This is a genomic window from Marinomonas gallaica, assembly GCF_001639745.1.
Lineage (GTDB): Bacteria > Pseudomonadota > Gammaproteobacteria > Pseudomonadales > Marinomonadaceae > Marinomonas > Marinomonas gallaica.
Genome location: NZ_LTAX01000023.1, coordinates 41,631 through 55,214 on the forward strand (window position 1 = coordinate 41,631; position 13,584 = coordinate 55,214).

A 13,584-nucleotide genomic window follows, 5' to 3' on the forward strand; every position below is an offset into this window, starting at 1 on the left:
GTAAGTTCAGTCACTTTAGCCAGCTTTTAACTGAAAATAATTAACCTAAGTTTAGTACCCTAAAAATTTTACCTATATTTAAAGCCAAGCTAAGATCCGCAACAATCAAGTTTCTGATGTTTGTAAAACCTGTGGCGAAGCCACCTACACGGAGTAATAGAAAATGAAACGGTTAATTGGGCTGCTTGCCTTGTCGCTGATGTTGCCACTAGTCGGATGTGCATCCAAGACAGTAACGCCACTAGAAGTAGGTACAAAAGTAACGTTGAAAGGAATAGAGAATCAGTACGGTGAACCGTTTAAAAACCAAAATTCAATGCAGGCACTTATGTTTGTAGAAGGAATGTCAGCCAAAGAAGTGCTTCAAAGTGCGCTTGATAGAGTTGATACGAGCTGTTTGGATGAAGGGAAGTTAGTTTACCTTGCCGATATCAGTGGTATGCCGAGTTTGATTTCAAATATGGTGGCAGTACCTAAAATGCGTACTTATGATTATCCTATCTGGCTTGATCGAGAAGGGGATATATCTGCGACGCTTCCAAGTAAAGAGGGCCATGTTTCATTGCTTAGTATTAATAAGCAAGTAGTGAGGGCTGCAAGTTTCTACGCTAACAGTGATACGTTGTCCCAAGCACTGATTAATGAGTGTGGCATTGAACGCTAGCGAGTATTGAACAATCATAAAAAACGCAGCATCGACTGCGTTTTTTATGATGATAGAGACTACAGAGAATTGCCACGTAGAGAAATATGTGGCCAGCCACGCTCTTTTGCGATCTCTGTTAAGGTCGGGTCAGCGTCTACCGCAATAGGGTGTTCAACCAATTCAAGCAAAGGTAAATCATTGCGAGAGTCGCTGTAGAAATAACTGCCTTCCATAGAATGGCCAGTTTCTTTTAGCCAATCATTTAAGCGAGTTACCTTGCCTTCTTGGAAACTCGGGATACCGACGACATTTCCCGTGTATTGATCATCAATCACTTCTGGGACAGGCGCAATAATGTGGTCCATACCGAGAGAATCAGCGATCGGGCCCGTTACAAATTGATTTGTTGCGGTAATCAATAACAAAAAATGACCTTGGTCTTTGTGAAACTTCAGTAATTTAGAGGCTTCTTCTTGCATCATAGGGCGTACTTTTACATCCATAAACTCTTGATGTAATGCGTCACGCTCGGCTTTACTGAATTGCGTAAGCGGCTTTAGGCTGAACGCTAAATATTCATAAATATCCAATGCGCCTGCTTGATACTGCTCAAAAAAACGATCATTTGCTTCCTTGTACAGTTTTGTATCAACCAACCCTTTTTCAACGAGGAATTGTCCCCAGTTGTAGTCACTGTCGCCGCTTAGCAGCGTTCCGTCTAAGTCAAATATTGCCAGTGTCACAGCATCACCTATTAATTGAATTATGTTGCACAGTATAACGACGGTATTGACAAATAACATCCCGATTAATTGTGTGAAACACGGAATTATGGAACAATGATGAGCATTAGATTTTAGTTATAAGGTGAGACCTCGTGATTGATGCAGACGGATACAGACCGAATGTAGGCATCATCTTGATGAACGAACGAGGCCAGCTTCTTTGGGCGAGGCGCGTAGGACAAAACGCGTGGCAATTTCCCCAAGGGGGCATCAAAGCGGATGAAACACCGGAACAAGCCTTATACCGCGAACTTAAGGAAGAAGTGGGGTTAGAGCCACATCAAGTTGAGATCGTTGGTAGAACCCGAGGCTGGTTACGTTACAGGCTTCCTAAGCGAATGCTGCGTCATAATAGCAAACCCTTATGTATCGGACAGAAACAGAAATGGTTTTTGCTTTCCATTCGCTGCGCTGATGCGTGCGTGTGTGTTGATAGCAGTGATTGTCCAGAGTTTGATGGATGGCGCTGGGTAAGTTATTGGTATCCGTTAGGCCAAGTGGTTGCGTTCAAAAAGGATGTCTATCGTCGTGCATTAAAGGAACTCGTTCCCAATGCACACAGATGGTTAAAGCGTACGAAAAAGCCGGCATAAGCTTCGCTTTATCCTGCGCCAGACAGTAGAGGATTTATGTTAAGTTTATTGAGACGAATCACCCAAGAAGTTACAGCGGCTCAGTCGTTGCAAGCTGCGCTCGATATTATTGTGCGTCGTGTGCGTCGAGCGATGCGCTCTGAAGTGTGCTCAATTTACTTAGTGGATCCTAACAGTCAAGATTACGTACTAATGGCAACCCGTGGTTTAAATGCGGACGCCGCGGGCAAACTCAGCCTTAAATCCGATGAGGGTTTGGTAAGTTTAGTGGGACGTCGAGCGGAGCCGGTTAACCTAGAGGATGCGCATGTCCACCCGGCCTTTCATTACTTAAGTGGTACTGGTGAAGAGCGCTATCGTTCGTTCTTAGGTGTGCCTATTATCCACCATCGTCAAGTCCTTGGCGTGCTAGTTGTACAGCATGAAGATCGCCGACGCTTTGATGAGGGGGAAGAAGCCTTTCTGATTACCTTATCAGCCCAGCTTGCAGGTGTTATTGCGCATGCCGAAGCAACGGGCGCGATGATGTCTTTAACACCGAATACGCCACCTTCCGGAACAGACTTTCGCTACAAGGGGATTGCTGGCAGTTCGGGAGTGGCGATTGGTAAAGCGGTTGCGATTTATCCGCCTGCCGATTTAGACGTTATTCCGGATCGAACACCGCAAAGTATTGCCTCTGAAATCGAAGATTTTTATCAGGCACTTGGCGCGGTACGTAAAGACATTAAGAAAGTCAGCAGTCGCTTAAGTCAGCACATTAGTACTGATGAAAAAGCATTGTTTGATGTGTATTTGAAAATTCTCGATGATAACTCTCTTGCTGCTGAAATCGTCCGTAAGATTGAAGAAGGCAACTGGGCACCTGGGGCATTGCGTCAGGTCGTTAAGCTTCACATCTCAGTATTCGAGCAGATGGAAGACCCTTACTTGCGCGAGCGCGCAACGGATATTCGAGATTTAGGGCGTCGAATCTTATCTCACTTACAAGAAAAAACGACCAATGTTAGTGAAGAGATCACTGGGCCAGTGATTCTTGTAGGTGAAGAGTTGACGGCCTCGATGCTGGGTGAATACCCGCTCGAAAAAGTTAAAGGTTTAGTGTCTGTGATGGGCTCAAGCAGTTCTCACGTAGCAATTCTGGCGCGTGCTATGGGCATTCCGACGGTAATGGGGGCGGTCGACTTACCTTATACGAAGCTTGATAAAGTCGACATGATCGTGGATGGCTACTCTGGTCAGATTTTTACCTATCCTTCGGAAGCAATCATCGATAGTTATCAGCAAATTGTTGATGAAGAGCGTGAGCTTGAAAGTGAGTACGAGCAACTTAAAGATCTGCCATGCGAAACCTTGGATGGTCAGCGTATAGGCTTATACGTGAACACCGGCTTATTGGCAGATGTTAACCGCTCTTTGGATCGAGGTGCAGAAGGTGTCGGTCTATACCGTACCGAAGTGCCCTTTATGATTCGCGATCGTTTCCCTACTGAAGCGGAGCAAGAGCAAATTTACCGTCAGCAGCTTGAAGGCTTTGCCCCGGCACCAGTGACCATTCGAACATTGGATATTGGTGGTGATAAAGCGCTGCCGTATTTTCCAATCAAAGAAGAAAACCCATTTCTGGGCTGGCGCGGTATTCGTGTTACGCTGGACCATCTTGAAATATTTATGGCGCAAATTCGTGCCATGATCAAAGCCAGTTCAGGTCTGCATAATTTGAAGATTATGTTGCCGATGATTTCCAATGTGGCCGAAGTAGAAGAAGCCTTAGCGTTGATTCGACGTGCTTATGCTGAAGTGAAAGAAGAAGGCTTTGATGTGGTGATGCCACAAGTGGGCGTGATGATTGAGGTGCCGAGTGCGGTTTATCAAGCCAAAGAGTTAGCGGCAATGGTCGATTTCATGTCTGTGGGTAGTAACGACTTAACTCAGTATCTGCTCGCGGTAGACCGTAATAACTCTCGCGTGGCGAACTTGTACCACACATTCCACCCCGCGGTACTTCGAGCTTTAGCCGACATTGTCGAACGTACTCGAGGTGAGGGTGTTAAGTTGAGTGTGTGTGGCGAGTTAGCGGGGGATCCACTGGGCGCGATTTTAATCATGGCAATGGGTTACGACACCCTGTCGATGAGTTCAACAAGCTTACCAAAAGTCAAAGCAGTCTTACGCAAGCTCAGTATGGCTCAAGCGCAAGATATGTTGCATCAAGTACTGCCATTGGTGCATTCTGATGCCGTACGTCAGACCATGATGAAACTCGTCCGCGAAGCGGGGGTCGAACGACTCATTCGTCCGTCTAAAACGGCCGCTCTTCAGTAACAACATCAACGAAAGACTTTTTATGATTGCCTACCCAGATATCGATCCGATAGCGGTTTCACTCGGCCCCATCGCCATTCATTGGTACGGATTAATGTACCTTATAGGCTTTGTGTCAGCTTATTACTTAGGTGTGTATCGTGCTAAACGCTCTGATGGTTTATGGACCTCCGAGCAAGTCAGTGACATGATCTTTTATGGTGCGATGGGGGTCATACTAGGGGGACGTATTGGGTATATTCTGTTTTATCAGTTTCCATCGTTCCTAGATAATCCACTGATGCTATTCCGTATATGGGAAGGCGGCATGTCTTTCCATGGTGGGTTGTTAGGTGTGATATTCGCGATGTGGATGTTTGCCCGAAAAACAAAAAAACACACCATTGATATCTTAGATTTTGTCGCACCTTTTGTGCCTATTGGGCTAGGATTGGGCCGCTTAGGTAATTTCATCGGTGGTGAGCTTTGGGGGAAACCGACTGACGTGTCTTGGGCGATGATTTTCCCTGGGGATCCGCTGCAACTGACGCGCCATCCATCTCAGTTATACCAATTCGCGCTTGAAGGTGTCGCGTTGTTTGCGATCCTGTGGTTTTTCTCTCAGAAACAAAAGCCGCGTTATTGTGTGTCCGGTATGTTCCTATTGTTTTACGGTATTTTCCGTATTCTGGTCGAGTTTGTACGTGAGCCTGATCCGCAGTTGGGCTACATTGCATTTGGTTGGTTAACGCAAGGTCAAATACTGTCGACGCCAATGGTGTTGTTAGGTGTTGGCCTACTGATTGTTGGCTATAAGCTGCAACGTTACCCGCAAAAGTAAACCTGTCTTTGAAACCAAAAACGCCGCATACATGATGCGGCGTTTTTAGTTGTGCTAAATGCTGCACAGAAAATATAGCTACACAGAAAATGGGTAGGCAATTGGCTCGTGATATTCGTAGCCTTCTAGCTCGAAGTCTTCCAATGTGACCCACGTTTCAAGATCTTCCAAGGTTTTGATGTTTGGATTGATTTTGAAGGTTGGCACGGCCAGTGGTTCGCGTTTTAGTTGCACGTCACGCATCAGCTCAAGCTGATCTTCGTAAATGTGAGCATTCACGATCTTGTGGTACGCCTTACCCGGCTTTTTGCCTGTAATCTGCGCCATAATGGCTAACAAGAAGTAGACCTGAACCATATTGAAGTTCAACCCGAGTGGCACATCACAGCTGCGTTGTGTGCTATTTAGGTAGAGGGTATCACCTAGCAATGAAAAGTGATGGCTGTACATACATGGACGTAGGCACGCCATGTGCAATGCACCCGGATGATAGAAGGTGAAGATTTCGCCACGGTTGTCGATGCCTTGGCTAAGGTCGTCAACGATTAGGCGCAGTTGGTCAACTGAACCGCCATCTGGTTTTGGGAAATTACGGCCAATCGCACCATAGCAAAGCCCCATATCGTCTTCACCTTTACGGTATGGATTGTTGAGCCATACTTGGTTGTCGTTGGCATTAGCATCCCAGGTTTTAGTGCCTAAGGCGCGAAAATCTGCGGCATTATCGTAGCCACGAAGGTAGCCAATAATCTCTGCAATGGCTGACCTCCAGTAGCTCTTACGTGTCGTGACTAAAGGGAATTCACCTGCGCCAACGTTGTAGGTGAGATCTGCGTTGATCACGGTTAGGCAACGCTTACCTGTACGCTCATTCGCTACCCATTCACCTTCATCAATAATACGATGACAAAGGTCGAGATACTGTTTCATGTAATTGAGGCCTTTGTTGGGGTAAAATGGTGGTAATTATAACAGATCTAAGAAAGCTCTGAGAGTTTTCGACACTATCCAATTTATCTGGAGCTAACATGCTGTCACTTATTGTTGCTATGTCGACCAACCGTGTAATCGGGATCAATAATTCGTTACCTTGGCATTTGCCAAATGACTTGAAGTACTTCAAGCAAGTGACAATGGGTAAACCGATTGTAATGGGTCGTAACACTTATGAGTCCATTGGCAAGCCTTTACCTGGGCGTAGAAATATCGTCATCAGCCGTAATCCAGATTACCAACCTGATGGGGTGGATGTGGTGTCGTCGCTGGATGCGGCCATCAAGCTGGGCGAAGATATTTGTTTAATAGACGGTCACGAAGAAGTGATGATCATTGGTGGCGCACAAATTTATGCACTGGCCTTACCACGTGTGGATCGCTTGTATATTACTCATGTGGATGCCGAGGTTAACGGCGATGCATTTTTCCCCGAAGTAGATTGGGACAATTACGAGAAAATAGGCGAAGAGTCGTTTGCTGCAGAAGGGCCTAACCCGTATGACTACCGTTTCAGTGTGTATCAACAAGGCTAATCGGTATGTGGTTTCAAAAAGAAGTAACGCTCGCCGCACGCAAGCGAGGCTTTCATCTGGTCACTGATGAGATAGTGCGTCAGCTACCGGAGCTAAGAAAGCTGAAACTAGGGCTGTTAAATGTCTTTATCAAACATTCTTCAGCGTCATTGACGATTAATGAAAATGCTGACCCGACGGTACGTGTGGATTTTGAGAGTTTCTTTAATCACGCAGTGCCCGAAAATGAACCTTACTATCAGCATACGTATGAGGGCAGCGACGATATGCCTGCGCACCTTAAGAGCAGTATTCTAGGGTCGAGCTTGACGATACCGGTGACGCAAGGTGATCTGAACTTGGGTATTTGGCAGGGGGTTTATCTGTGTGAGCATCGTAACCACGGTGGCGCGCGTACGCTCGTGCTGACATTGCAGGGTGAATAAAATGTTTTCGCAGCGTAAAGGGGCGTGAGCCCCTTGTTATAGGTGTGTCTTTTATTCTGCTATGGAAATAGAAACACCTGTCGTTCGGCCTTTTTCTACAGCAGAGTTGGCGCTCTGAGCCAGTTCTTCAATGGTTTCGCCATCCTCTGGGAAAGTCGCTAGACCGACGCATAGATTTAAATGACTGCTGTCGCTGAATTCCAATACTTTCTGTTCTTCTTCACGAGGTAATAAAAAGTCATTGATCAGTTTCTGAGCGTCTTTCAAGCTGGTATTCGGTAGCAGTAATAACAGTTTGTCGTGAGCGACGCGCGCAAGGATATCGGCTTCACGAATCTTTTTATAGATGTATCGTGCTGTTGTATGAATAGCGGTATTACGCTTTTCTAATGGCATGTCTGCCAACAAACCACGGGCGTCCAAATCAATTTTCGCCATGGTTAATGGTGTGTATTGACGGCGAGCAAGCCCCAACTGTTTGGTGAAATGTGTGAGCGCTGCACCACGGTTCAATAACCCAGTCAGTTCATCGAAGGTTGCTTGAGCACGTAAATGCTCTTCAAGGGCTTTCTGAGGGCTGATGTCTTCAATAAAGCCAATGATTTTAAGCACTTCCCCTTGAGGGCCTTGGCTATAAGTGCGGCCACGTTCTCGTACCCAAATGAACTCATCATTGGCACGGCGAATACGGTACTCGGACTCGTAATAGCGTTGTTTGTGGTTGATGTGTTCTTCAACCGTTCGTGTCATCTTTGGCAAGTCATCTTGATGGATGCGTTCACGCCAAGCTTGACTGCTGTGAGGTGTGTTCTCCAATGAGCAGCCGAGTAGAGATGCGATCGATTGCGAGCATGAAATGGTATCTTCCTCGACTTCCCACATCCAAATGCCAGCGGAAGACTCCGTCAGCGCAAACTTTAATAAAGTATTTTCCGCGACACTGAAATCCAAGTGCTCGGTGTGTGAGATATATCCGAGCACATGTCGATCATCAAGTTCTGTTAATGTGATTTCAGCGGTAATGAAGCGATCACCGACTTCCAGTTTGGTACTTAATCGCTCGACTTCACCACGTTGAATCTTATGAACGATGCTCGCTAGATCGCTTTCGCTGTCATTCATTAACGATTGCCACGTAGTTTGGCGAGCTGCGCCAACATTTAGATATAGATTCTCTAAGCTCTCGTTAGCCGCAACGATCTCGCCACTGTCGATCTGTGCGATAAACGCGGGTGTGGGCATGTGATGAAATGCGCTGGTAAACGGGATGGACATAAAGACTCCTTATCAAGTCGTGTGCTCGCCAATCGAGCCTTACTCAGGTGTAATCCAACGTAGTTGGAAGTGCGCATCGTCGTCTTCTGCCAGTACGTCGCGCAAATAGGGAAGAAACGCTTGGGCTTCTTTTTCCAAGGTCCATGGCGGATTAACGACAATCATGCCGCTGCCTGCCATACCGCGCTTGGTTTCCGTCCCGCGAATATTCAGTTCCAATAATAACGTATTTCTAATTTTGGTCGCCGCCACCGCATTAAGCAAATGATCTGCTTGGCGTCGATCCAACACAGGATACCAGATTGCAAAGGTACCTTGAGAGAAACGCTTGTAACCATCTTCAAGAGCTTTGACGACAGTCTGGTAATCTTTTTTCACTTCGTAGGGTGGATCCATCAATACGAAGCCACGTTTTTGTGGCGGTGGAAGCATGGATTTTACGGCAAGAAAACCATCATCTTTTACCACATTTGCGATTCTTTTTTTAGGGAAAAGTGCAGCAAGTTTTGGGTAGTCGTTTGGGTGCAGTTCACATAAATGCATTTTGTCTTTCTGACGCAGATAGTGATCAATTACCATCGGGCTACCAGGGTAGACCTTTAATTGGCCTTTTGGGTTGAGATCTTTGACGATATCAATAAACAATTCAAGAGGCTCAGGTAAATCATTACGCTCAATTAAGCGGCTTATTCCGGTGTCGTATTCATGGTTTAGCTGCGCTTGATCCGATGCCAATTCATACAAGCCGATTCCCGCGTGCGTGTCTAAATAAAAGAACGGAGCCTCTTTTTTAACTAGATGTTGGCAGACTTGGCTGGCAACTAAATGCTTAAGAATGTCGGCGTGATTGCCTGCATGATAAATATGGCGATAACTAAGCATGGCATAGGGTCCAATATAATTAAAAAAGCCGCTCCTCTTTTTAAGGTGCGGCTTTGTGGTGTTAAGCGAGGATTAGTCTAGTTGGTCTAGATCGCGTACTGCGCCTTTGTCAGCACTGGTTGCAAAGTGTGCGTACACTTTCAATGCTGTTGATACTTTACGTGGACGTTCTTCAACAGGTTTCCACGCCTCAGAACCTTTTGCTTCCATTGCCGCACGACGGTGGGCCAATTCTTCATCAGATAGCAAAACGTTGATGGTACGGTTTGGAATGTCGATCAAAATACGATCGCCATTTTCAACGAGACCGATTGCACCGCCTGCAGCCGCTTCAGGTGAAACGTGACCGATAGATAGGCCTGATGTGCCACCAGAGAAACGACCATCTGTTAGAAGAGCACAGGCTTTGCCTAGTCCTTTTGACTTGATGTAAGACGTTGGGTAAAGCATTTCCTGCATCCCTGGGCCGCCTTTAGGACCTTCGTAGCGAACGATGACAATGTCACCCGCTTCCACTTTGTCATCCAGAATGTTCTTAACCGCTTCGTCTTGAGACTCTGTTACATGAGCACGGCCTTCAAACACAAGAATCGATTCGTCTACACCAGCACTTTTTACAACACAACCATCAAGAGCAATGTTGCCATAAAGCACGGCTAAGCCGCCTTCGAGGGAAAATGCATTTTCAATCGAGCGAATACAGCCTTCTGCACGATCACCATCAAGAGATGGCCAACGAGTGGACTGGCTAAAAGCCGTTTGCGTTGGAATGCCAGCAGGCCCTGCTTTGTAGAACTCCATAATCTCTGGCGTAGGTGAGCGCATGATGTCCCATGTCTCTAATGCTTCGAGCATGGTTTTTGAATGCACTGTGTGACATTGGTTGTGTAAAATACCAGCACGATCCAGCTCACCCAGTAAAGCAAATATACCGCCAGCACGGTGCACATCTTCAACGTGATATTTGGGCGAATTTGGCGCCACTTTACAAAGTTGAGGTACTTTGCGGGATAGGCGGTCGATGTCTTTCATGGTGAAGTCAACACCTGCTTCACGGGCAAGTGCCAACAAGTGAAGAATGGTGTTGGTTGATCCACCCATTGCGATGTCTAGCGTCATCGCATTTTCAAACGCTTCGAAGCTTGCAATGGAGCGAGGTGCCCAGTTTGCTTCATCGTTTTCGTAAAAACGCTTAGTGATCTCGACGATACGGCGACCGGCATCTAAAAATAAAGCGCGACGATCAGAGTGCGTTGCTAATGTCGTGCCGTTGCCCGGTAGACTTAGACCAAGCGCTTCCGTTAGACAGTTCATTGAGTTGGCGGTAAACATACCAGAACAAGAGCCACACGTTGGGCATGCTGAGCGTTCGTACTCGGCTACTTTTTCATCTGTCGCCGTTGGATCTGCAGCGATCACCATGGCGTCGACTAGATCAAGCTTGTTCTCGGACAGTTTGGTTTTGCCCGCTTCCATTGGGCCGCCAGATACAAAAATAACCGGAATGTTTATGCGCATGGCGGCCATTAACATTCCAGGTGTGATTTTGTCACAGTTTGAAATACAAACCATCGCATCGGCGCAATGGGCATTAACCATGTATTCAACAGAGTCTGCAATCAGGTCACGAGATGGCAGGCTGTAAAGCATGCCGTCATGACCCATGGCGATACCGTCGTCGACAGCGATAGTGTTAAACTCTTTCGCTACGCCGCCGGCGGCTTCAATTTCTCGAGCAACCAGTTGACCCATGTCTTTAAGGTGTACATGACCCGGGACAAATTGAGTGAAAGAGTTGACCACTGCTATAATTGGCTTCTGAAAATCATCGTCTTTCATTCCGGTTGCACGCCATAGCGCACGAGCGCCGGCCATATTACGGCCGCCAGTAGAAGTTTTGGAGCGGTATTCTGGCATTTGTATCCCCACAATTTATTTTGCTTTCTTTATGAGCTCATGTTACCAAGTTTATTGCCCTCGCCCAAAGCGAAATTTAGCAATATACTGCGTAAATAGTAGCTAGTTTCGTCTGAATTATGGTCATATGACGGTTAACGTTAAATAAGGTAGTTGAACGTATGATGTATCACAATGTCGCGCTCGCTCGACAACCGATTGTAGACAATAAACTGTCTACGTTTGGCTATGAGCTGTTGTATCGCCGTGATGTTCAAGCAATGAATGCTGATGTCTATGATCAAGTTGGAGCGACAGCGCAAGTGATTAGTGCCTGTTTGCTCGATCTTGGGATGCAAAACATTGTCGGTACTGGAAAAGCTTTTATTAACTTTCCTCGCGCTTATCTTATTAATCCAAGTGGCGTACCGCTACCAAAAGAACATACGGTCATTGAAGTTCTTGAAGATGCTGGTTTTGATGCCATGTTATTAGCCTCCCTGCGCCGCTGGAACAAAGCCGGTTTTAAAATTGCTTTGGATGATTTTGTTTTTGAGCCAAAATTGGCGCCGTTTGTTGAGCTGGCTGATTACGTCAAACTCGACATTCTCGCGTTAGGCAAAGATAAGTTTCACCAGCAAGTGGAAGCTTTGCGTCCTTTTAAGGTGAAGATCATCGCCGAAAAAGTCGAAACATGGGAGGACTATCATTTTGCTAAACTGCTTGAAGTAGACTATTACCAAGGCTACTTTTTTGAAAAGCCCCAATCTATTTCAAAAAAAGCGTCCAGTGTAAATCAAATGACCTTACTGCAATTGATGGCGTCGCTCATGCGTGCCAATGATATGTCGATTGGTGAGCTGGAAAATATTGTAGGTCAAGATATAGGGCTGGTTCACAAACTCCTCAAATATCTTAACTCTCCTATTATGGGACTGGTCGCTTCAGTCGATTCTTTGCGTTTAGCGATTACTTTGATTGGTACTGAGCAGCTTAAATCAATAACTAACCTTCTATTAATGTCAGAGATGACGGCGGATCGAGAAGTGTTACAAGGACAAGTGCTGTTACGAGCTAAACATGCTGAGTTGTTTGCGCAGTCGCAGAAATATGCCAATCAAGACCGCTATTTTTTAGCCGGCATGTTGTCGATGATTGATGTCTGTGTCGGCATCAATTTAGACGACGTGCTATCTGAGCTTCCCCTACCGCTAGAATTCACTAATGCCATCATCGAACGTTCAGGCCGCGTTGGCTACACGTTAGATTTAATTGAATCTTATGAAAAAAATCGCATTGTTAAGTCAGAAGATGACTTACAGACGCTGGCTGAAACCTATGCTGAAGCAGTGAAGTGGGTGGAAGGCTTTAAGTCTACCTTTTGAGACTTGATATTTTGTAAGGATATTCTTGCATGCCTGTAAGGTGTTTCTGAAATGTTGCGAGAAAGTTGGAAAGGTGTGTTAGGTTTTTTCATATCTTTTTGAATTTAAAGTGGTTTTTTTTTTTATTAAAGTTTTGTGTGTTTTTCATTCTTTCATGATTCGGATATATTTAGCTCATCCAGACGGAAATCAAGGATTGAGTGGCACATAGAGGTGCAGCAAGGAAGGGAGCCTTGTGGGATAAAATGGAGCGGCGACGGATGCTTTTAGACGGATTTTATATGAAGGATTAATGCTCAACGGATTAGGGTCATATTGCCAAGGTTAGGCGGAACTCAGGGATGGGGCGTTACGGATAACGACTCACTGGATGAGTGCTTTAAAGGACTTAAAGCATAACAATGGGCAGCTTAGGCTGCCCTTTTTATTGTCTGCGTCATATTCCTCTGTTCCTCTTATGTTTATCGTTGTTATAACAAAACGTTTGTTTTGTAGGGATTGTCTGACATAGGTGTAGGGTGTTTCTGTAATGCACTCGGATTAATGGAAATATCATTTCGTATTATCGGTAAACATTTGATTTATATGTAAATATTTTGTTTTTTGTGGATTTCGATATGTTTGCATCTCGCATCAGATACTGTACATTTAGCTTATCCAAAGGGAACTCAAGGATTGAGAAGCACATAGAAGTGCAGCAAAGCTTGGAGCTTTGTCGGAGATAGGATTAGAGAGCGGGCTGCTCAAAGACGGATTTTACAGGACATTCAAACTCGACGGATTGAGTTAAAGAGCCAAGTACGGCACGTTATGGATTGACGGCATGGAGTCGCATACTCACGGACAGAGCGCTTTAACGGATTAGAGCAAAAAAATGGGCAGCCTAGGTTGCCCTTTTCTTTGCCTGCTATTCAGAGGTGAAGGCATAAAAAAAGCAGCCATTGGCTAATGCTGTTCACTTAAGGATTGCATTAAGTTAAATAGCCCAAGAAAATCCGATTAAGCATTCTTAATCGGATTTTT

General features: G+C 45.6%; 12 protein-coding genes. 7 read left to right on the forward strand and 5 right to left on the reverse strand.

What is annotated here, in order from left to right; translation table 11 throughout:
* Positions 1-163 precede the first annotated feature (163 nt).
* Entirely contained in the window at positions 164-664 is a 501-nt protein-coding gene (locus AYW76_RS16190; protein WP_067223025.1) for a hypothetical protein, read from the forward strand.
* 59 nt (positions 665-723) lie between these two features.
* On the opposite strand, the gene AYW76_RS16195 is transcribed toward AYW76_RS16190, so the two are convergent.
* Positions 724-1,389, reverse strand: coding sequence for a histidinol-phosphatase (locus tag AYW76_RS16195; RefSeq protein WP_067033676.1), 666 nt, complete (start codon positions 1,387-1,389; stop codon positions 724-726).
* 134 nt (positions 1,390-1,523) lie between these two features.
* On the opposite strand from AYW76_RS16195, the gene AYW76_RS16200 reads away from it, so the two are divergent.
* The 3 genes from AYW76_RS16200 to lgt are packed head-to-tail and all read left to right on the forward strand — an operon-like array spanning position 1,524 to position 5,169.
* Positions 1,524-2,024: an RNA pyrophosphohydrolase gene (locus AYW76_RS16200; RefSeq protein WP_067033679.1), complete on the forward strand. Its 501-nt coding sequence runs from the start codon at positions 1,524-1,526 to the stop codon at positions 2,022-2,024.
* Positions 2,025-2,060: 36 nt separating this feature from the next.
* Positions 2,061-4,349 carry a phosphoenolpyruvate--protein phosphotransferase gene (gene ptsP / locus AYW76_RS16205; RefSeq protein WP_067033682.1) on the forward strand — a complete coding sequence of 763 codons (2,289 nt, stop codon included), beginning with the start codon at positions 2,061-2,063 and terminating at the stop codon, positions 4,347-4,349.
* Between the two features lie 22 nt (positions 4,350-4,371).
* Positions 4,372-5,169, forward strand: a complete 798-nt coding sequence (gene lgt / locus AYW76_RS16210; RefSeq protein WP_067033685.1) for a prolipoprotein diacylglyceryl transferase — start codon at positions 4,372-4,374, stop codon at positions 5,167-5,169.
* A gap of 78 nt (positions 5,170-5,247) precedes the next feature.
* Here the strand turns inward: lgt and AYW76_RS16215 are convergent, their stop codons facing one another.
* Positions 5,248-6,099: a thymidylate synthase gene (locus AYW76_RS16215; RefSeq protein WP_067223028.1), complete on the reverse strand. Its 852-nt coding sequence runs from the start codon at positions 6,097-6,099 to the stop codon at positions 5,248-5,250.
* A 98-nt stretch (positions 6,100-6,197) separates the two neighbouring features.
* On the opposite strand from AYW76_RS16215, the gene folA reads away from it, so the two are divergent.
* Both folA and AYW76_RS16225 read left to right on the forward strand, forming a co-directional pair.
* Positions 6,198-6,698, forward strand: coding sequence for a type 3 dihydrofolate reductase (gene folA / locus AYW76_RS16220; protein ID WP_067223032.1), 501 nt, complete (start codon positions 6,198-6,200; stop codon positions 6,696-6,698).
* 5 nt (positions 6,699-6,703) lie between these two features.
* Positions 6,704-7,123, forward strand: a complete 420-nt coding sequence (locus tag AYW76_RS16225; protein ID WP_067223036.1) for a secondary thiamine-phosphate synthase enzyme YjbQ — start codon at positions 6,704-6,706, stop codon at positions 7,121-7,123.
* 51 nt (positions 7,124-7,174) lie between these two features.
* On the opposite strand, the gene AYW76_RS16230 is transcribed toward AYW76_RS16225, so the two are convergent.
* The 3 genes from AYW76_RS16230 to ilvD all read right to left on the reverse strand — a co-directional run bounded on the left by AYW76_RS16230 (position 7,175) and on the right by ilvD (position 11,197).
* Positions 7,175-8,398 carry a PAS domain-containing protein gene (locus tag AYW76_RS16230; RefSeq protein WP_067223039.1) on the reverse strand — a complete coding sequence of 408 codons (1,224 nt, stop codon included), beginning with the start codon at positions 8,396-8,398 and terminating at the stop codon, positions 7,175-7,177.
* 39 nt (positions 8,399-8,437) lie between these two features.
* Positions 8,438-9,280 (reverse strand): 23S rRNA (adenine(2030)-N(6))-methyltransferase RlmJ, encoded by an 843-nt coding sequence (locus AYW76_RS16235; protein WP_067223043.1) that lies wholly within the window; start codon positions 9,278-9,280, stop codon positions 8,438-8,440.
* 72 nt (positions 9,281-9,352) lie between these two features.
* Positions 9,353-11,197 carry a dihydroxy-acid dehydratase gene (gene ilvD / locus AYW76_RS16240; RefSeq protein ID WP_067223047.1) on the reverse strand — a complete coding sequence of 615 codons (1,845 nt, stop codon included), beginning with the start codon at positions 11,195-11,197 and terminating at the stop codon, positions 9,353-9,355.
* A gap of 161 nt (positions 11,198-11,358) precedes the next feature.
* Between ilvD and AYW76_RS16245 the strand changes: the two genes are divergently transcribed.
* A complete protein-coding gene (locus AYW76_RS16245; RefSeq protein WP_067223050.1) occupies positions 11,359-12,561 on the forward strand; it encodes an EAL and HDOD domain-containing protein in 1,203 nt (400 codons plus the stop codon).
* The last annotated feature ends 1,023 nt before the right edge of the window (positions 12,562-13,584 follow it).

Excerpts from the sequence above, each read along its gene's own strand:
- ilvD (WP_067223047.1), bottom strand. The coding sequence starts at position 11,197 with ATGCCAGAATACCGCTCCAAAACTTCTACTGGCGGCCGTAATATGGCC.
- AYW76_RS16225 (WP_067223036.1), top strand. The coding sequence starts at position 6,704 with ATGTGGTTTCAAAAAGAAGTAACGCTCGCCGCACGCAAGCGAGGCTTT.
- AYW76_RS16215 (WP_067223028.1), bottom strand. The coding sequence starts at position 6,099 with ATGAAACAGTATCTCGACCTTTGTCATCGTATTATTGATGAAGGTGAA.
- ptsP (WP_067033682.1), top strand. The coding sequence starts at position 2,061 with ATGTTAAGTTTATTGAGACGAATCACCCAAGAAGTTACAGCGGCTCAG.
- AYW76_RS16190 (WP_067223025.1), top strand. The coding sequence starts at position 164 with ATGAAACGGTTAATTGGGCTGCTTGCCTTGTCGCTGATGTTGCCACTA.
- AYW76_RS16230 (WP_067223039.1), bottom strand. The coding sequence starts at position 8,398 with ATGTCCATCCCGTTTACCAGCGCATTTCATCACATGCCCACACCCGCG.
- lgt (WP_067033685.1), top strand. The coding sequence starts at position 4,372 with ATGATTGCCTACCCAGATATCGATCCGATAGCGGTTTCACTCGGCCCC.
- AYW76_RS16235 (WP_067223043.1), bottom strand. The coding sequence starts at position 9,280 with ATGCTTAGTTATCGCCATATTTATCATGCAGGCAATCACGCCGACATT.
- folA (WP_067223032.1), top strand. The coding sequence starts at position 6,198 with ATGCTGTCACTTATTGTTGCTATGTCGACCAACCGTGTAATCGGGATC.
- AYW76_RS16245 (WP_067223050.1), top strand. The coding sequence starts at position 11,359 with ATGATGTATCACAATGTCGCGCTCGCTCGACAACCGATTGTAGACAAT.